The organism is Streptomyces sp. NPDC002676 (assembly GCF_053592455.1).
This window is the reverse complement of sequence record NZ_JBSFVT010000003.1, coordinates 406782-424172: the sequence shown is the minus strand read 5'-3', so window position 1 is coordinate 424172 and position 17391 is coordinate 406782. Positions and strand designations below refer to the sequence as shown.

17 protein-coding genes are annotated in these 17391 nt (G+C 71.6%); 7 read left to right on the top strand and 10 right to left on the bottom strand.

Features of this window, described 5'->3' with window-relative positions; translation table 11 throughout:
- Positions 1–18: 18 nt before the first annotated feature.
- Positions 19–1794 carry a prolyl oligopeptidase family serine peptidase gene (locus ACWD3E_RS12255; protein ID WP_451387663.1) on the bottom strand — a complete coding sequence of 592 codons (1776 nt, stop codon included), beginning with the start codon at positions 1792–1794 and terminating at the stop codon, positions 19–21.
- Between the two features lie 213 nt (positions 1795–2007).
- Between ACWD3E_RS12255 and ACWD3E_RS12250 the strand changes: the two genes are divergently transcribed.
- Entirely contained in the window at positions 2008–2811 is an 804-nt protein-coding gene (locus tag ACWD3E_RS12250) for an SURF1 family protein (RefSeq protein ID WP_451387459.1), read from the top strand.
- 39 nt (positions 2812–2850) lie between these two features.
- On the opposite strand, the gene ACWD3E_RS12245 is transcribed toward ACWD3E_RS12250, so the two are convergent.
- The 4 genes from ACWD3E_RS12245 to ACWD3E_RS12230 all read right to left on the bottom strand — a co-directional run bounded on the left by ACWD3E_RS12245 (position 2851) and on the right by ACWD3E_RS12230 (position 7420).
- On the bottom strand, positions 2851–3915 hold the full coding sequence (locus ACWD3E_RS12245; RefSeq protein WP_451387458.1) for a hypothetical protein: 1065 nt from the start codon (positions 3913–3915) through the stop codon (positions 2851–2853).
- Between the two features lie 161 nt (positions 3916–4076).
- Positions 4077–4763 (bottom strand): SigE family RNA polymerase sigma factor, encoded by a 687-nt coding sequence (locus ACWD3E_RS12240; protein WP_451387457.1) that lies wholly within the window; start codon positions 4761–4763, stop codon positions 4077–4079.
- A gap of 318 nt (positions 4764–5081) precedes the next feature.
- Positions 5082–6149, bottom strand: coding sequence for an aspartate-semialdehyde dehydrogenase (locus tag ACWD3E_RS12235; RefSeq protein ID WP_451387456.1), 1068 nt, complete (start codon positions 6147–6149; stop codon positions 5082–5084).
- Positions 6149–7420 carry an aspartate kinase gene (locus ACWD3E_RS12230; RefSeq protein WP_451355786.1) on the bottom strand — a complete coding sequence of 424 codons (1272 nt, stop codon included), beginning with the start codon at positions 7418–7420 and terminating at the stop codon, positions 6149–6151. Before ACWD3E_RS12230 ends, ACWD3E_RS12235 begins: the two co-directional genes overlap by 1 nt.
- 268 nt (positions 7421–7688) lie before the next feature.
- Here ACWD3E_RS12230 and ACWD3E_RS12225 point away from each other — a divergent pair, with 268 nt between their 5' ends.
- Positions 7689–8012 carry a hypothetical protein gene (locus tag ACWD3E_RS12225; protein ID WP_451387455.1) on the top strand — a complete coding sequence of 108 codons (324 nt, stop codon included), beginning with the start codon at positions 7689–7691 and terminating at the stop codon, positions 8010–8012.
- Positions 8013–8035: 23 nt separating this feature from the next.
- Here ACWD3E_RS12225 and ACWD3E_RS12220 read toward each other — a convergent pair whose 3' ends face one another.
- The 3 genes from ACWD3E_RS12220 to ACWD3E_RS12210 all read right to left on the bottom strand — a co-directional run bounded on the left by ACWD3E_RS12220 (position 8036) and on the right by ACWD3E_RS12210 (position 9762).
- The gene (locus ACWD3E_RS12220) at positions 8036–8698 is read right to left on the bottom strand and encodes a DUF5063 domain-containing protein (RefSeq protein ID WP_451387454.1); all 663 of its coding nucleotides are present in this window, start codon (positions 8696–8698) and stop codon (positions 8036–8038) included.
- The gene (recR, locus tag ACWD3E_RS12215; RefSeq protein ID WP_073887722.1) at positions 8691–9290 is read right to left on the bottom strand and encodes a recombination mediator RecR; all 600 of its coding nucleotides are present in this window, start codon (positions 9288–9290) and stop codon (positions 8691–8693) included. Before recR ends, ACWD3E_RS12220 begins: the two co-directional genes overlap by 8 nt.
- A 127-nt stretch (positions 9291–9417) precedes the next feature.
- Positions 9418–9762 carry a YbaB/EbfC family nucleoid-associated protein gene (locus ACWD3E_RS12210; protein WP_014673986.1) on the bottom strand — a complete coding sequence of 115 codons (345 nt, stop codon included), beginning with the start codon at positions 9760–9762 and terminating at the stop codon, positions 9418–9420.
- Positions 9763–9997: 235 nt separating this feature from the next.
- On the opposite strand from ACWD3E_RS12210, the gene ACWD3E_RS12205 reads away from it, so the two are divergent.
- Both ACWD3E_RS12205 and ACWD3E_RS12200 read left to right on the top strand, forming a co-directional pair.
- The gene (locus tag ACWD3E_RS12205) at positions 9998–10747 is read left to right on the top strand and encodes an SLATT domain-containing protein (protein WP_451387453.1); all 750 of its coding nucleotides are present in this window, start codon (positions 9998–10000) and stop codon (positions 10745–10747) included.
- A gap of 109 nt (positions 10748–10856) precedes the next feature.
- Positions 10857–11429 carry a dihydrofolate reductase family protein gene (locus tag ACWD3E_RS12200; protein WP_451387452.1) on the top strand — a complete coding sequence of 191 codons (573 nt, stop codon included), beginning with the start codon at positions 10857–10859 and terminating at the stop codon, positions 11427–11429.
- Positions 11430–11477: 48 nt separating this feature from the next.
- On the opposite strand, the gene ACWD3E_RS12195 is transcribed toward ACWD3E_RS12200, so the two are convergent.
- The gene (locus ACWD3E_RS12195; RefSeq protein WP_451387451.1) at positions 11478–13406 is read right to left on the bottom strand and encodes a serine/threonine-protein kinase; all 1929 of its coding nucleotides are present in this window, start codon (positions 13404–13406) and stop codon (positions 11478–11480) included.
- A gap of 98 nt (positions 13407–13504) precedes the next feature.
- Entirely contained in the window at positions 13505–14260 is a 756-nt protein-coding gene (locus ACWD3E_RS12190) for a hypothetical protein (RefSeq protein WP_451387450.1), read from the bottom strand.
- Between the two features lie 170 nt (positions 14261–14430).
- Between ACWD3E_RS12190 and ACWD3E_RS12185 the strand changes: the two genes are divergently transcribed.
- The 3 genes from ACWD3E_RS12185 to ACWD3E_RS12175 all read left to right on the top strand — a co-directional run bounded on the left by ACWD3E_RS12185 (position 14431) and on the right by ACWD3E_RS12175 (position 17332).
- Positions 14431–15786 (top strand): aminotransferase class III-fold pyridoxal phosphate-dependent enzyme, encoded by a 1356-nt coding sequence (locus ACWD3E_RS12185; RefSeq protein ID WP_451387449.1) that lies wholly within the window; start codon positions 14431–14433, stop codon positions 15784–15786.
- 110 nt (positions 15787–15896) lie between these two features.
- Positions 15897–16592, top strand: coding sequence for a GntR family transcriptional regulator (locus tag ACWD3E_RS12180; RefSeq protein WP_451387448.1), 696 nt, complete (start codon positions 15897–15899; stop codon positions 16590–16592).
- Positions 16593–16681: 89 nt separating this feature from the next.
- Positions 16682–17332 carry a hypothetical protein gene (locus tag ACWD3E_RS12175; protein WP_451387447.1) on the top strand — a complete coding sequence of 217 codons (651 nt, stop codon included), beginning with the start codon at positions 16682–16684 and terminating at the stop codon, positions 17330–17332.
- The last annotated feature ends 59 nt before the right edge of the window (positions 17333–17391 follow it).

The following is a 17391-nucleotide window of genomic DNA, read 5'->3' as shown; positions in this document are numbered from 1 at the left end:
CCCGCCCGAAGAGCCCTCTTACGCCCGGCCCAAGTGCCGCTCCGCGAACTCGATCTCGAGGCGGACCTGCTTGATGCGCTCGTCCACGACCAGCGACCCGTGCCCGGCGTCGTAGCGGTACACCTGGTGGACCGCGCCCCGGGACTCCAGTCTCTTGACGTAGTTGTCGATCTGGCGGATCGGGCAGCGGGGGTCGTTGACGCCCGCCGAGATGTAGACGGGGGCCTTGACCTCGTCCACGTAGGTCAGCGGGGAGGACGCCTCGAAGCGTTCCGGGACCTCTTCCGGGGTGCCGCCCAGGAGGGTGCGGTCCATGGCCTTCAGGGACTCCATCTCGTCGTGGTAGGCCGTGACGTAGTCCGCGACCGGCACCACCGCGACGCCCACCGCCCACGCCTCGGGCTGGGTGCCGACGCCGAGGAGGGTGAGGTAGCCGCCCCAGGAGCCGCCGGTGAGGACCAGCCGGGCCGGGTCGGCGAGGCCCGAGGCGACCGCCCACTCGCGGACGGCGGCGACGTCCTCCAGCTCGATCAGGCCGACCCGGTGCTTGAGCGCGTCCGTCCAGGCGCGGCCATAACCCGTGGAGCCGCGGTAGTTGACGCGGACCACCGCGTAGCCGTGGTCGACCCAGGCCGCCGGGCCCGCGGCGAAGGAGTCGCTGTCGTGCCAGGTCGGGCCGCCGTGCAGGTCGAAGACCGTGGGCAGGGGGCCCGTGGCACCCGCCGGCTTCTGGATCAGGGCGTGGATACGGCCGCCGGGACCCTCCACCCACGCGTCCTCCACGGCCACCGAGGGCGGGCACTTCATGCCGGGCGGGTCCAGGACGATCCCGCCCGCCGTGGAGCGGACCACGGGCGGGTGCGCGGCCGACGACCACAGGTACTCCACGCTGCCGTCGGGCCGGGCCGTCGCCCCGGAGACCGTGCCGGGCGGGGTGGGGATGCGGGTCAGCTCGTGGGTCGCCAGGTCGTAGCGGAACAGTTCGCCGCGGGCCTCGAAGCCGTGGTCGACGAGCAGGGCCGAGCCGTCCGGGTACCACTCGGCGCCGACGTCGCCCGGGAGGTCCAGGGCCAGGGCCGTCTCCTCGCCCGTGGCCACGTCCCACACCATCGGTTCCCAGCGGCCCCGGCGCTGGTGGCCGATGAGCAGGCGGGTGTCGCCGGCGACCGGGGCGAAGCCCATCACCTCCAGGCCCAGCTCCTCGGTGCCGCCCTTGGTGTCGTCCAGCTCGGCGACCGTCGTGCCGTCCGGGCGCAGCACGCGCAGCGCCGCGTGCATGGCGTCGCCGTGCTCGGTGTGCTCGATGGCGATCAGGGAGCCGTCGTACGAGAGGTCGCCGACGCCGGCCGACTCGCGGTGCCGGTAGATCTCGGCCGGCGCCTCGCCCTCGCGGGCCAGGTGGATCGTCGTGCCCTCCTCGTCCGTGGAGCGGCCCACCACCGCCGTGCGGCCGTCGCGGGCCAGGGCCAGGCCGGAGGGGTAGGAGGGGTCCAGGCCGGGGACGGCCGCCTCGTCCGCGCCCCCGCCGAAGGGCTGGCGGCGCCAGACGCCGAACTCGTCGCCGTCCTTGTCGTCGAACCACCAGATCCAGGCGCCGTCCGGGGAGAGCACGCCGTCCGTCGTGCCGTTCGGGCGGCGCGTGGCCTGGCGCTGCTCGCCCGTCGTACGGTCCCAGGCGTACAGCTCGTACGTGCCCGTCGCGTTCGACACGAACAGGGAGCGGTGCGGCGCGTCCAGCGCCCAGTCGGGCAGGGACACCCGGGGCGCCCGGAAGCGCCGCTCCCACTCCGGCATCTCGGGCGCGGCGGGCGCGCCCCCCGCGTCAGGCTCGTCCGCCGCGTCACGCACGTCCGGCTTGCTGCTCTCGCTCATGGCCCCAGTCATGCGCCCATACTGCCTGGCCGCACCGACAATCGGTGTCGTTCATGCGCAGGCTGTGGACAACTTCGCGTAACTCGGCGAACCCCGGGCCCGGCCGCCCCGCACCGGCGCCGTACCGTGGGAGGCGTGTACCGGTTTCTGCTGACACCCCGCTGGTGGGGCATCAACGTCTTCGTGCTGCTCGCCATCCCGTTCTGCATCTTCATGGGGTCGTGGCAGCTGAGCCGGTTCGAGTCGCGGATGCAGGACCACCGCACCGCGACCGAGCGGGTCGACTCCGGCAGGCACGAGGCCGCCCGGCCGCTGGCCGGGCTGCTGCCCGTCGACAAGAGCACGTCGGGCCGGCGGGCCACCGCGAGCGGCCGGTACGGCAAGCAGCTCCTGGTGCCCGACCGGCAGCTGGACGGCAAGCGCGGCTTCTACGTCCTCACCCTCCTGTGCACCGACTCCGGCAAGGCCCTGCCCGTCGTACGCGGCTGGCTGCCCGGCACGGCCGACCCGGCGAAGGCGCCCGCCGCGCCGGCCGGCGAGGTCACCGTCACCGGCGCGCTCCAGGCGTCCGAGACCCCCGGGGACAACGGGGTCAGCTCCCGCGGCGGGCTGCCCGCCGGGCAGACGGCGGCGATCAGCTCGGCTTCGCTGGTGAACCTGGTGCCGTACCGGCTGTACGACGCCTGGGTCACCCTGGACAAGGCCGACGCGGGGATGAAGGCCGTACCGGCGACCGCGCCGAACGACACCGGGCTCGACCTGAAGGCCTTCCAGAACCTCGGTTACACCGGTGAGTGGTTCGTCTTCGCAGGCTTCGTCGTCTTCATGTGGTTCCGGCTGCTGCGCCGCGAGGTGGAGTTCGTCCGGGACGCGGCACTGGGACTGGTGCCGGAGCCGGAGATTCCGGGTCAGGAGACCCCGGAGCAGGCCGCCGTCTGAGACCAAGGGTGGGGGTCTGCGACGGCCACGGGCGAGGACCTACGACGCCGCCAGCACCCCGGTGTAGTACACGGTCCCGGCGCACGCGTCGGACACCGTCGCCGTCGCCGTCGAACCGGTCTGGCTGGTGTGGGTGACCACGACGCTGCCGTCGGCCTCGCCGTCCCCGGTGACGAGCTGGGTGGTGGTGCCCCCCGAACCGCCCGTGTCCGTGCCGGTGGTGGTGCCGGGGTCCTGGGTGGCGGACGGGTCGGGCGAGGGGCCGCCGGTGGCCGAGCCGGTGGTGCCGCCGGTTACGGGACAGTTCTCCGAGGGCACGAAGACGAACTTCTCCTCGTAGGCCGAGCCGGGCTGCAGCACCAGTCCGGAGACCTCCTGGGAGGGGTCGGGCAGGCCGGCCGCCGCGTCCCCGGCCGCATGCCGCACGGCGCTGACCTTGGCCGGGTCGGCGGCGCCCTGCGGCGTCACGCCCACCGTGCCGGCGCCGCCGACCGTGCAGGCGGAGCGGGAGACGTTGGTGACGCGGAAGCTGCCGTAGACGGCGCCCGCGGAGTCGGGGGCCTGGGCGCTGCCGGTCGGGGTGCCCAGTTGGTCCGCCGTGCACACCGGAGCCGCCGACACCAGGGTGGCGGACGGGTCGGCGCCGTCGGTGGAGCCGGTCTCGGTGCCGGCGTTCTGGCCGTGGCCGTCGCCGCTGCTGCCGGGCTTCCTGCCGGGCTGCTCGGCCCGGCCGCCGGAGTCGTCGTGCCGGGTGCCGGAACCGCCGCCGTGGGTCTTGGCCCGGCCCTTTCCGTTGTGGGCCTCGGAGGACTGGCCGGCCATGCCGGTGTTGAGGTCGGGGCTGCCGGAGTCGGTGACGTGCACGAGCGCGGGGATCGCGGTGCCGATGAACAGCGCGGCGGCGGCCATGCCGACGACGGCCTGCCGCTTGCGGGCCCGCCGGGCGGGGACGGCACGGCGCAGATGGTTCAGCGTGCCGGTGCGCGGTTCGAGGTCGTCGACCACGGAGTGCAGCATCCGGCGCAGGGCCTGCTCCTCCGGGGCGAGCCCGGCGAGGGCCGGGTCCCGCTCCTCGGGGCCCTTTTCGTCGGGGCTGTGGTTCACAGTTCCGTTCCCAGCGTGCGATTGCGTGTGCTCTTGCTCGTGCCGCTTCGTCGGCTCGTGCCAGGCGTAGGGCTCATGGCGCTCGTGCGAATGGCGTTCATGGGAGTCGCCTCCCCCGGAAGCCGAACCGGCATGTGAATCGCCCCCTTCGGCGTCGTCGCTCATGCGGGCGCCTCCATGGCCACGCGCAGGGCGGCGATGCCCCGCGAGCCGTAGGCCTTGACCGAGCCCAGGGATATCCCGAGGGTCTCGGCGACCTGGGCCTCGGTCATGTCCGCGAAGTAGCGCAGCACGAGGACCTCGCGCTGACGGCGCTGGAGCCCCTTCATGGCCTTGATGAGGTCGCGGCGCTCCAGCTGGTCGTAGGCGCCCTCCTCGGCGCTCGCCATGTCGGGCATCGGCTTGGCGAGCAGCTTCAGGCCGAGGATGCGGCGGCGCAGGGTGGAGCGGGAGAGGTTGACGACCGTCTGTCTCAGGTAGGCGAGGGTCTTCTCGGGGTCGCGGACGCGCTTGCGCGCGGAGTGGACCCGGATGAAGGCCTCCTGGACGACGTCCTCGCAGGAGGCGGTGTCGTCGAGCAGGAGCGCCGCGAGACCCAGCAGTGAGCGGTAGTGCGCACGGTAGGTCTCGGTGAGGTGGTCGACGGTGGTGCCGGCGGCCGCGGGCTGTGCGACCGCGGCGGCGTCCTCGGAGTCGTCACGCTGGCTGGGTATGCGGGCGGGCCGCGCTGCGGGCATGGGCGCGATCACCGGCATGCCGCCGGCCATGCGGGGCGGCCGGAGCGCCGCCCGGGGCGGCCGGAGGGCGGCCGTGCCGCGGGCCGCTGAGAGTTCGAGTACCTCTGCCACGCCAGTTGGACACGTTTCCCCCCGAGAGGGTTGTACGTGCCGGGCGTCACATGTACGACAACCGGCCGTGCCTCAAGTGCCGTCATGCGCCCCGCTCTTCTCATATGTCCCATGTGAACGGGCGTCCCCACGCCCGGAGCCCGGCGTCCCCACGCCGGATTCCTCTACGTCCCCACCGCCCCCGCAGGGGTGACCGCAAAGACGCGCCCCGCCTCGCGCGTGGTTGCACGGGGCGGGGAGGAAATTCTTACCCGGATCCTATAAAGCTGTCAGTCGCAAATATCTGCGAGGCACCGTTCAGCGAGGCAACCGCCGCTGTCAGGCGCGGCCGTTCGCTTCGGACGCCACCAGCTCGGCGATCTGCGCGGTGTTGAGCGCGGCCCCCTTGCGCAGGTTGTCGCCGCACACGAAGAGTTCGAGCGCGGTCGGGTCGTCCAGGGCGCGCCGGACCCGGCCGACCCAGGTGGGGTCGGTGCCGACGACGTCGGCGGGGGTGGGGAACTCACCGGCGTCCGGGTCGTCGTAGAGGACGACGCCGGGGGCGGTGGCGAGGATCTCGCGGGCGCCGTCCACCGTGACCTCGCCCTGGAAGCGGGCGTGGACGGTGAGGGAGTGGCCGGTGACCACCGGCACCCGGACGCAGGTGACGGCGACCGGCAGCGCCGGCAGTCCGAGGATCTTGCGGGACTCGTCCCGCACCTTCATCTCCTCCGACGACCAGCCGTCGGCCCTCAGGGATCCGGCCCAGGGGACGACGTTCAGCGCGACCGGCTCCGGGAACGGCCCGGTGTCGTCCCCGACGGCCCGCCGTACGTCACCGGGCTTGGTGCCCAGTTCGGTGTCGGCGACCAGGGCCAGCTGGGCCCGCAGCGCGTCCACACCGGCCCGCCCGGCCCCGCTCACCGCCTGGTACGACGACACGACCAGCTCGCGCAGCCCGAACTCGGCGTGCAGCGCGCCCAGGGCGACGATCATCGACAGGGTCGTGCAGTTGGGGTTGGCGATGATGCCGCGAGGCCGGTACCGGGCCGCGTGCGGATTGACCTCGGGCACCACGAGGGGCACCTCAGGGTCCATCCGGAAGGCGCCCGAGTTGTCCACGACGACCGCGCCGTGCGCGGCGGCGATGGGCGCCCACTGGGCGGAGACCTCGTCGGGCACGTCGAACATCGCGATGTCGACCCCGTCGAAGGCCTCTTCGGTGAGGGCGACCACTTCGACCTCCTCCCCGCGCACGGCCAGCTTGCGGCCGGCCGAGCGCGGGGAGGCGATCAGACGGATCTCGCCCCAGATGTCCGCGTGCTGGGACAGGATCTGGAGCATGACCGCGCCGACGGCCCCGGTCGCTCCCACGACCGCGAGTGTCGGCCTCCCGGTCGCCGCCATCAGCGGCCCGTGCCTCCGTAGACGACCGCCTCGTCGGTGTCGGAGTCGAGCCCGAAGGCGGTGTGCACGGCGCGCACGGCCTCCGGCACGTCGTCGGCGCGGGTGACGACCGAGATGCGGATCTCGGAGGTGGAGATCAGCTCGATGTTCACGCCCGCGTCGGACAGCGCCTCGAAGAAGGAGGCGGTGACGCCCGGGTTGGTCTTCATGCCGGCGCCGACGAGGGAGATCTTGCCGATCTGGTCGTCGTAGCGCAGCGAGTCGAAGCCGATGCCCGGCCGGTTCTTCTCCAGCGCGTCGATGGCCTTGCGGCCCTCGGTCTTGGGCAGCGTGAAGGAGATGTCCGTCAGCCCCGTGGAGGCGGCGGAGACGTTCTGCACGACCATGTCGATGTTGATCTCGGCATCGGCGATGGTCCGGAAGATCGCGGCGGCCTCACCCGGCTTGTCCGGAACGCCGACGACCGTGATCTTGGCCTCGGAGGTGTCGTGCGCGACACCGGAGATGATGGCCTGCTCCACCTTCTGGTCCCCAATCGGCTCACTGCTGACCCACGTGCCCTGCAGCCCGCTGAAGCTGGACCGGACGTGGATCGGGATGTTGTAGCGGCGGGCGTACTCCACACAGCGGTGGAGCAGCACCTTGGAGCCGGAGGCCGCGAGCTCCAGCATGTCCTCGAAGGAGATCCAGTCGATCTTCTTCGCCTTCTTCACCACGCGCGGGTCGGCGGTGAACACGCCGTCGACGTCGGTGTAGATCTCGCAGACCTCGGCGTCGAGCGCGGCGGCAAGCGCCACGGCCGTCGTGTCGGAACCGCCACGACCGAGCGTGGTGATGTCCTTCTTGTCGGCGCTGACGCCCTGGAACCCGGCGACGATGGCGATGTTGCCCTTGTCCAGCGACTCCCGGATCCGGCCCGGCGTGACGTCGATGATCCGGGCCTTGTTGTGGACCGAGTCGGTGATGACGCCTGCCTGGCTGCCGGTGAACGACTGGGCCTCGTGGCCCAGGTTTTTGATCGCCATGGCCAGCAGGGCCATGGAGATACGCTCTCCGGCGGTCAGCAGCATGTCGAACTCACGCCCGGCAGGCATCGGCGATACCTGCTCGGCGAGATCGATCAGCTCGTCCGTCGTGTCGCCCATCGCGGAAACGACGACAACCACCTGGTTGCCGTTCCTCTTGGCTTCCACGATCCGCTTGGCGACGCGCTTGATGCCTTCGGCATCGGCTACGGAGGAGCCTCCGTACTTCTGCACGACAAGGCCCACGTGCGCTCCTCGCTCGGTTCGTTTGTGTCGGCTAAGTCTATCGAGCGTCCGAATTCCGCTTCCCTGCTCCCGCATGGTGAGACGTCGGACGCGCGCCGCGCGGACATCCATGTCGTCCGCACGACGTCCGTACGGCCTCATGCCCGGCCGAAGCCGGAACACGCGGAAAGTGCCCCGGGTCACAGTGCCGGACCTGAGTATCACGCCATGCGGAACCTGAGTACCCGCACGCTGCCGTCCGCCCCGCCCGGCGCGATGGACTCGGGGCATGAACGCGACACCGACGAGCCAGACGCCACGGGAGAGCCGGACGGCCCCGTGGTGGACCGTCCCGGCCCTCTTCACCCCGCTCGCCCTCCTGCTGGCGCTGTGGGGCCAGCGGACCACCCCGCTCCCCCCGGGCTGGGGCCTGTACGTGGTGATACCGCTGGGCGTGGTGGCCGCCTCCTGGAGACGCACGCTGCGGCAGAGCCGGCGCCTGTGGCTCGCGATCAGCGGTGCCGTGCTGACGTTCCTGTACACCAAGGCCGTGCTGTACCTGGTGATGTTCCCGCTGGCGCTCGTGCTGTGGCTGCTGTACGGGCACGACTGAGCGCCCCCGAAGCCGCCCGCCGGCTACTTGGCCGGGCGCAGACCCAGCGGGCCGCCGATCTCCTCGGCCATGACGCGGCCCGCCTCGAACTCCAGGGTCTCGTCACCCATGTCGGACTGGTCGGTGTCGAGGCCGTCCAGTTCCTCCAGGGGCTGGTTCAGGCGGACGTGGGCGACCAGGGACTGGAGGGCGCGCAGGGCGGCGGAGGCGGTGCCGCCCCAGTTGGAGAAGTAGGAGAACTGCCACCACCACAGGGCCTCGACGGTGCGGCCCGCGCGGTAGTGGGCCATGCCGTGGCGCAGGTCGGTGACGACATCGGCGAGGTCGTCGGAGATCCGGGCCGGGACGGGCGCCTTGCGGGGCTCGTAGGGGTCGAAGACCTCGGAGTAGACGTCCACGGGGTCCAGGAGGCGGGCGAGGTTCTCGCGGAGCTGGTCCACGTCCTGCTCCGGGCCGAGGTCGGGCTCGTAGCGCTCGTCGGGAACGATGTCCTCGTGCGCGCCGAGACGGCCGCCGGCCAGCAGCAGCTGGGAGACCTCCAGGAGGAGGAAGGGCACCGCCGAGTCGGGCTCGTCGCCCCTCGCGACCTCGGTGACCGCCACCAGGAAGCTCTCGATCTGGTCCGCGATCTGGACCGCGAAGTCGTCCGGGTTCTGCGCGGTGGCGTGCAGCGTGGCGTCAGACATCTAGGAGTCGTCTCCCCTCGAAGGCGCGGCCGAGGGTGACCTCGTCCGCGTATTCCAGGTCGCCACCCACCGGGAGGCCGCTGGCCAGGCGGGTGACCTTCAGGCCCATGGGCTTGATCATGCGGGCGAGGTACGTCGCCGTCGCCTCGCCTTCCAGATTCGGGTCCGTGGCCAGGATCAGCTCCGTGACCGTTCCGTCGGCCAGCCTCGCGAGAAGTTCTCGTATCCGCAGATCGTCGGGGCCCACGCCCTCGATCGGGCTGATCGCGCCGCCGAGGACGTGGTAGCGCCCGCGGAACTCCCGGGTGCGCTCGATGGCGACGACGTCCTTCGGCTCCTCCACGACACAGATGACCGAGGGGTCGCGCCGGGCGTCACGGCAGATGTTGCACAGCTCCTCCTGTGCGACATTGCCGCAGGTCGCGCAGAAGCGGACCTTCGCCTTGACCTCCAGCAGCGCCTGCGCGAGCCGCTTCACGTCCGTCGGCTCGGCCTGCAGGATGTGGAAGGCGATCCGCTGCGCGCTCTTGGGACCGACGCCGGGCAGCCGCCCCAGCTCGTCGATGAGGTCCTGGACCACGCCTTCGTACAACGGACTGCCCTCCTGGAGACCTTTCGGTACGTACGGTAGTTGGCTGCCGCCTGTCCTAGGAAGGCGGTACGGGTGTCGCCCGCGTGGCGAACACCAGAACGGTCAGCGGATCAGAACGGTCAGCGGATCAGAACGGCAGACCGGGGATGCCGCTGCCGCCGCCCAGGCCCTGCGCCAGCGGGCCGAGCTTCTGCTGCTGGAGGGCCTGCGCGTTCTCGTTGGCCGCCTGTACGGCCGCCACGATCAGGTCGGCGAGGGTCTCCGTGTCCTCGGGGTCGACCGCCTTCGGGTCGATCTTCAGCGCGCGCAGCTCACCCGCGCCGGTCACGGTCGCCTTCACCAGCCCGCCGCCCGCCTGCCCGTCGACCTCCGTGTTCGCCAGTTCCTCCTGCGCCCGCTGGAGGTCCTGCTGCATCTTCTGGGCCTGCTGGAGCAACTGCTGCATGTTGGGCTGGCCACCACCGGGAATCACGATCAGCTCCTGGATTCGTCGTTTCCTCCGTTGTGCACGAGCCTACGTGGTCCACGCGGCCATCGCCCCGCCACTCTTTCGAGTGAGAACAAGGCGCGCCCTATACCTGATCACGACGCTCTTCTGGGCGGAAAAGGTGGGAAAGCCACCTCTTCGTTACCCATTGGGCGGTAGGAAGGGGACCGTGTGACAGCGTGCAATGTCACGCAATGTAACCGTTCATAAGGAGTGCCGGGTGGGTCAGCCGGAGATGCAGCCCGAGGGTCCGCCTCAGGACGGGCGGGGCGAGGGTGCGGCCGGACTGCGGCCGGGCGATCTGACCGGGCGGGAGTTCCCGCTCGGGGACTGGGGGGAGCCGGCGGAACGGCTGGACGAGCTGTACCGCTGGGTGGAGCGCGGGGCGCTGGACACGGCGGCCTGGTATCTGGCGGACCGGGTGTGGAAACGGCGCGGGGCACGGGCGCTGCGCGTCGGGGCCGCCACGGGCGCGGTGACCGGCGCCGCCCTCCCCCTCCTGGACCTGACCGGGATGCTGGGCGGCGTGGCCCCCTGGGGCTATCTGGCTCTGCTGCTCGCGGTCTCCTGCATCGGCGCGGACCGCTTCTTCGGCGTCACCTCGGGCTGGATAAGGGACGTGGCCACCGCGCAGGCCGTGCACCGGCGGCTCCAGGCGCTCCAGTTCGACTGGGCGTCGGAGAGCGTCCGGGAGGTGCTGGGCCCGACGGAGGGCACGGCCAGCGAGGCCACCGAGCGCTGTCTGGCCGTACTGCGCCGCTTCTCGGAGGACGTCACGGACCTGGTCCGCACGGAGACGGCCGACTGGATGGTGGAGTTCCGCACCGGCCCGACCCCCCTCGGCATCCAGACGGCGGTGGCCTCCGGCGCCCGGGCCGAGTCCGCGAGCGCGGTCGGCAGATTCCCCCTCCCCCCGCCGAACGGCACCCGCCCGAACATGCCCCGCCAGCGCCCTCCGGAGCCGCGCTGAGGATTCCGGCGGGCAACGGCCGATGAGTTTTTCCGGCGCCCCCGGTCAAAGATCCCGCAAGCTAGGCACAAGACACCGAGACCAGGCACGGAACCCCGAGGAGCCCCCGATGCGCACTCTGATCAGCACCGCCTTCATCTCGCTCGACGGCGTCGTGGAGGCCCCGGGCGGCGAGCCCGGTTACCGCAACTCCGGGTGGACCTTCAAGGACGTCGAGTTCCTCCCCGAGGCGTTCGAGATCAAGGGCCGGGAGCAGAAGGAAGCCACCGCGATACTGATGGGCAGGGTCAGCTACGAGGCGTTCAGCCCGGTGTGGCCGGACATGCCGGAGTTCGCCGACTACAAGGTGATGCCGAAGTACGTCGTCTCCACCACCCTCACCGAGGACGACCTGGTGTCCAACTGGGGCGAGACCACGATCCTGCGCTCCCTCGACGAGGTCGCCGCGCTCAAGGAGACCGAGGGCGGCCCGATCATCGTCCACGGCAGCGCCTGCCTGAACCAGGCCCTCTCGGACGCCGGCCTGATCGACCGCTACCACCTGCTCGTCTTCCCGCTCCTGCTCGGCGCCGGCAAGCGTCTGTTCAGCGCCACCGACAAGGACGCCCAGAAGCTGAAGCTGGTCGAGCACGAGGCCTACGCCAACGGCCTGCAGAAGCAGGTCTTCGACGTCGTCCGCTGACCGCGTTCAACTACCCCGCAGGCCGGGCAAGTTCACGCCTCATCCGGCCTATTCCTTGCTGTAGGTCAGGCTCTCCCCGCCGCTCCTCTTCGCGCGCTTGAGCCGCCCGTCCGGCAGCAGCGTGACCTCGGTGGCCTCGCCCGGGTTGCAGGACGAGACCGGCTCGCCACTGGTGACCGTGGACGGCCCCAGCTCCAACGGCCCGTCGGTGCCGGGTTCTTCGGTGAGCGTGGCCTCGAAGACACAGTGATAGGTGCCGCCGGTGTCGGTGGGCCCGTCGGCGACGAGGTCCAGCACGGTGTCGCCCACCTTGCCCTGGCGGATGGTGAGTTCGCGGCTGCTGGAGCCGCTGGAGGTGTCGATGGAAGTGCGCCACGTGCCCAGGTACCCCTCCGGGATCACCCCGTCCGCGGAGGCGGAGGGGGACGGCGCCGAGGCGGACGGGCTGGGCGCGCCGGACGTGGTCGCCGAGGGCGGTGGCGCGCCCGTGGTGACGGCGGTGGGCGCGGGGCCGGCGGCACCACCCCCCTTGTCATCGCCGCCGCCCTTGTTCATCAGCGCGTAAACCGAGCCCCCGGCGCCGAGCGCGACGATCAGCGCGACGACGACGAGCAGCACGGTGGACCGCCCACTCCGCCGCGCGGGTTCCTGCGGAGCTTCGACGGGGGACGGCCCGTAGGACGGCATTCCGTACAACTGCTGCGGGTGCTGCGGGTGCTGCGGGTGCTGCTGTGGATACCCGTACGCCGGCGCCCCGAACGACTGCTGCGGATACCCGTACGCCCCGCCGGGCGCACCGTACGCGGGCGGCGGCGGCATCGAAGGGGGTCCGGGCGGCTGCGCGGGCCCGGAAACCACGGTCGGCACATGATCAGCAACAGGAGGCCCGGAAACCCCGTCCCCCACAGCGGCATGCTCGCCGGAGCCGACACCGGGCCCACCGGCGCCAGGCCCGCCGGGGCCACCCACACCCGCGCCCGCATCCACGCCCGGCGACGGAAGCTGCACAGGTGGTGCGGGCGGGAGACCGGACCCGGCCGAAGGCCGGGGTCCGGACTCCGGATCCTCCGCGTCCAGCAGTTGCACCGCATGCCGGCCCAGCTGCGCGACCAGCGCCCCCGGCAGCCAGGGATCCCGGGAGCGGCCCTCGGCCACCGTGTCCTCCGCCCCGGTCCGCTCCAGGATCGTCGCCAGGCCCGGCCGCGCCGCCGGATCCTTCCGCAGGCATCCCCGCACCAGGTCGGCGATCCCCTCGGGCACCCCCGACAGGTCCGGCTCCTCCTGTGCGATCCGGAACATCAGCGCGTGCGCCCCGCTGTCGGCATCCCCGAAGGGCATCGCACCGGTGGCCGCGTAGGCCAGCACGGACCCCAGGCAGAAGACGTCGCACGCGGGCGTGATCCGGTCCCCCCGCACCTGTTCCGGCGCCATGAACCCCGGCGACCCGACCAGCGACCCGGTACGCGTGAGCCCGTCCCCGGCCAGCGTCTCCATCGCCCGCGCGATCCCGAAGTCGATGACGCGCGGCCCGTCGATGGTCACGAGCACGTTGGACGGCTTGAGGTCCCGGTGGACGATCCCGGCCGCATGGATGTCCTGGAGCGCGTGCGCGAGCCCGGCCGCGAGGATCCGTACCGACCGCTCGGGCAGCGCCCCGTGGTCATGGCCCACGACCTGTTGCAGGCTCGGCCCGGCCACGTACCCGGTCGCCACCCACGGCACGGCCGCCTCGGTGTCCGCATCCAGCACGGGCGCGGTCCAGTGCCCCCCGACCCGCCGCGCGGCCTCCACCTCCTGCCGGAACCGCGCCCGGAACTCCTCCTGCTGGGCCAGCTCCTCGCGGACCAGTTTCACGGCGACGGTACGACCCCGGTCCGACCGGGCGACGTACACCTGCCCCATACCGCCCGCACCCAGCCGCGCCAGCAGCCGGTACCCCCCGATCCGCTGCGGGTCCCCCGTTCGCAGCTTCTCCATCGCAGCCCCGCCCTCCCCCACGCCTGTACAACGCACCGAGAATAGTGCGGCCGTACGGGGCGTCGGGTGGGCGTGTCTCTACGGTTCGGTAACAGCGGTCAGAGGTCCCGCGTGACCCACTCGACCTGTAGATCCACGTCCACCTCGTACGGCATCTCGATGCGCCGTCCCCCGGTACCGGAGAACACCCCGACACCGGGCTGCCGGATGACCTTCCAGGTCAGCTTGATCTCGATCGACGAGCGCGGTGGCACCTCGGCCGCCACGGACTTCGTGCGGGAGAGCTTGGTGCGCGTCGTCACCGCGTACATGCTGCTGACCTCGGTGGTGAGCGTCCTGCCGAGGGCGGCGAGCCCGGCGAAGGTCAGCCTCCCGTCCGTGCCCTGGATCGTGGCCTTCCGGTCCTCGACGGTGACCGTGCGGTCCACGGACCACGAGAACTCCTCCGTGTCGGTCACGGTGGCCGTGCTGTCGTTGCGCAGCACCTTCCGCTCGGAGCGGCTGACGACCTCGACGGGGCGACCCTCCGTGACACCGGCGAAGCGGAACTTGTCCGGGGTGAGAGCCCTCGGCGCCGCGGGCAGCTCCACTTTCAACTTCGCTTGTACGCGCACATTCCAGCTCTTGCTGCAGAAGTGGCAGGTGAGCGTGTTGGGGTGGGTGAAGGTCACCGGCGCGCTCGACGGGGCGAGCCGCAGCCGCTCGAAGACGGTCAGACCGCTGCCCGCAGCCGGGAGCCTCGTCGTCCCGCCGAGCCCCAGGAGCGCGAGGCTAAGGATCGGCTGCCGGCAGTGCGGGCACCGCCCCGTGCTCATGTACTGCGACATCTCCGGGCTGACGATGCGGAACGGCATGCAGCACCCTCCGATACCGCCCTCACCCGAGGGCCTGATCCAAGAGTACGGAAATGCCCCGATTCAGGTCTCGGCCATCCGAGCCGTACGACAACCTGTCGCAGAAAGTCTCTGTCCACAGACAGGACGCCGATATCCATTCCGCATCGCGGACATTTACGCTCGCCCGCATGACCCCTCAGCCCAATCCCGAAGCCGGCGCCGCAGTGAAGGCCGCGGACCGTGCGCACGTCTTCCACTCCTGGTCCGCCCAGGACCTCATCGACCCGCTCGCCGTCGCCGGCGCCGAGGGGTCGTACTTCTGGGACTACGACGGCAACCGGTACCTGGACTTCACCAGCGGGCTCGTCTTCACGAACATCGGCTACCAGCACCCCAAGGTCGTCGCCGCGATCCAGGAGCAGGCGGCGAAGATGACGACCTTCGCGCCCGCGTTCGCCGTCGAGGCGCGCTCGGAGGCGGCCCGGCTGATCGCCGAGCGGACCCCCGGCGACCTGGACAAGATCTTCTTCACCAACGGCGGCGCCGACGCCGTCGAGCACGCGGTGCGCATGGCCCGGCTGCACACGGGCCGCCCGAAGGTGCTCTCGGCCTACCGCTCGTACCACGGCGGCACCCAGCAGGCCGTGAACATCACCGGCGACCCGCGCCGCTGGCCCTCCGACAGCGGCACCGCCGGTGTCGTCCACTTCTGGGCGCCCTTCCTCTACCGCTCCCGCTTCTACGCCGAGACCGAGGAGCAGGAGACCGCGCGGGCCCTGGAGCACCTGGAGACGACGATCGCCTTCGAGGGGCCGGGCACCATCGCCGCGATCATCCTGGAGACCGTCCCCGGCACGGCCGGGATCATGGTCCCGCCGCCGGGCTACCTGGCCGGGGTCCGGGAGCTCTGCGACAAGTACGGGATCGTGTTCGTCCTGGACGAGGTCATGGCCGGGTTCGGCCGCACGGGTGAGTGGTTCGCCGCCGACCTCTTCGGGGTCGTCCCGGACCTGATGACCTTCGCCAAGGGCGTGAACAGCGGTTACGTTCCGCTCGGCGGTGTCGCGATCTCCCAGAAGATCGCCGAGACCTTCGGCAAGCGGCCGTACCCCGGCGGCCTCACCTACTCCGGCCACCCGCTGGCCTGCGCCGCCGCCGTCGCCACGATCAACGTGATGGCGCAGGAGGGCGTCGTCGAGAACGCCAAGCGCCTCGGCGGGACCGTCCTCGCCCCCGCCCTCGCCGAGCTGGCCGAGCGGCACCCGAGCGTCGGCGAGGTCCGCGGCACCGGCATGTTCTGGGCGCTGGACCTGGTGAAGAACAAGGAGACCCGCGAGCCGCTGGTGCCGTACAACGCGGCCGGCGAGGCGAACACCCCCATGGCCCGCTTCACCGCCACCGCCAAGCAGCACGGCCTGTGGCCCTTCGTGAACATGAACCGCACGCACGTCGTGCCTCCGTGCAACGTGACCGAGGCCGAGCTGAAGGAGGGCCTGGCCGCGCTGGACGCCGCGCTCACCGTGGCCGACGAGTACACGGCGTAACGGAACCACCGCTGCCGCCGGAGGCTCGAACGCGTAAGGTGGCGTGCTCGTAAGAGATCTCGAAAGAGATACGCGAGTACGCCATCTACGCGCGAGGAGAGACTCCGACCATGCCCGGCAACGGCGCCGTGACGCGCAGCACCCTGCGCCAGCAGATCGCGGACGCGCTCCGCGACGAGGTGCTGGCGGGGCGGCTGCGACCGGGCCGGGCGTTCACCGTGAAGGAGATCGCCGAGCAGTACGGCGTCTCCGCCACCCCTGTCCGTGAGGCGCTGGTCGACCTGTCCGCGCAGGGCATCCTGGAGGCCGACCAGCACCGCGGCTTCAGCATCCCGGAGTACTCGCTCTCCGACTACCGAAACATGATCGAGGCCCGCAGCCTGGTCACCGACGGCATGTTCCAGGCGCTCACCGCCGGCCACCCGGCCTTCCGCACCCCGCCCGAGGACCCGCGCACGGCCGCTTCCCTGGCCACCGTGCGCCGCCGCGGGGAGGAGGCCGCGCGGGCCGCCGCGGCCGGCGACCTCACCGTCCTCATCGGCTACGACCTGCGCTTCTGGCGCGAGCTGAGCGCCCTGTTCGGCAACCCCTACCTCGGCGACTTCCTGCACCGGCTGCGCGTCCAGTCCTGGGTCTGCGCGGTCCAGCACCTGCTCCGCCTGCCCGACCTGCGCGGACACCTGTGGTCCGGGCACACCGAGCTGGTCGACGCGCTGGCCCGCCGCGACGCGGAGGAGGCCCGTGCGGTCGTCGCCGCCGCCAACGCCCACTCCCTGGCGCTGCTGGAACGCCTGACCGGAAAGTAGCCGACCGATACGGCCCGCACGAGGGGAGTTGCTCCGGCTCCGCACCGATTACCCTTCCCTGACCACCTTCTGTGTGTGAGGAGCCCCCTTTGGCCTGTGACCTGTGGCTGGTACCGCTCGTCGACGTCTTGTGCCACACCCCGGACAACCCGTTCGCCGAGGAACTCGCGCACTACAACGAGGCGCTGGCAGCAGCCGGGCTCCCACCGGTGCCCGTGTACCAGTACATGCCGGGCCTGTCCGGCGAGGTCGCGCCCGTGGCCGGCTTCGACTACGACGCGCTGCACTTCCTGCGCCGGGCCTACCTGCTCCAGGTCTGCGGCCTGCCGGTGACGCCGGTGGACGAACTGGGCGGCGACTACGAGCAGTTGCTGGAGATGTTCGAGTCCACGGCCCAGCAGTCCCATCTGGTCTGGCACTACGACCACGCGGGCGCGTACGTCCCGGTCGACTTCCCGCACCCGCTCTCGAACGACGAACTCCTCGCGGGCGGCGGCCCCTTGGGCTCGTCCCAGGCGCTCCTGCGCGAGCTGGAGTACGTCGCCCCCTCGATCGGCATCGACCCGGCCAACCCGCCGGCCGCCCCGGCCCCGCCGACGGCCCCCACGGAACTCGAGGAACCGGCCGTCCCGGCGCCGTACGACCCCAGCCCCTTCTCCCGTGAACGCCACGTGTGGCTCGGCCTGCACGCGGCAGCTACCCGCTCGCTGGCCCAGGGCTCGATGATCGTGTTCAGCTGAGCCTGGATGTCCGGCAGGACGGCGCGAGGGGCGGCCGATGCGTGACCGCCCCCCGCCGA

Excerpts from the sequence above, each read along its gene's own strand:
- ACWD3E_RS12255 (WP_451387663.1), bottom strand. The coding sequence starts at position 1,794 with ATGCCGGAGTGGGAGCGGCGCTTCCGGGCGCCCCGGGTGTCCCTGCCC.
- ACWD3E_RS12235 (WP_451387456.1), bottom strand. The coding sequence starts at position 6,149 with ATGGCGGCGACCGGGAGGCCGACACTCGCGGTCGTGGGAGCGACCGGG.
- ACWD3E_RS12225 (WP_451387455.1), top strand. The coding sequence starts at position 7,689 with ATGAACGCGACACCGACGAGCCAGACGCCACGGGAGAGCCGGACGGCC.
- ACWD3E_RS12220 (WP_451387454.1), bottom strand. The coding sequence starts at position 8,698 with ATGTCTGACGCCACGCTGCACGCCACCGCGCAGAACCCGGACGACTTC.
- ACWD3E_RS12200 (WP_451387452.1), top strand. The coding sequence starts at position 10,857 with ATGCGCACTCTGATCAGCACCGCCTTCATCTCGCTCGACGGCGTCGTG.
- ACWD3E_RS12195 (WP_451387451.1), bottom strand. The coding sequence starts at position 13,406 with ATGGAGAAGCTGCGAACGGGGGACCCGCAGCGGATCGGGGGGTACCGG.
- ACWD3E_RS12190 (WP_451387450.1), bottom strand. The coding sequence starts at position 14,260 with ATGCCGTTCCGCATCGTCAGCCCGGAGATGTCGCAGTACATGAGCACG.
- ACWD3E_RS12185 (WP_451387449.1), top strand. The coding sequence starts at position 14,431 with ATGACCCCTCAGCCCAATCCCGAAGCCGGCGCCGCAGTGAAGGCCGCG.
- ACWD3E_RS12180 (WP_451387448.1), top strand. The coding sequence starts at position 15,897 with ATGCCCGGCAACGGCGCCGTGACGCGCAGCACCCTGCGCCAGCAGATC.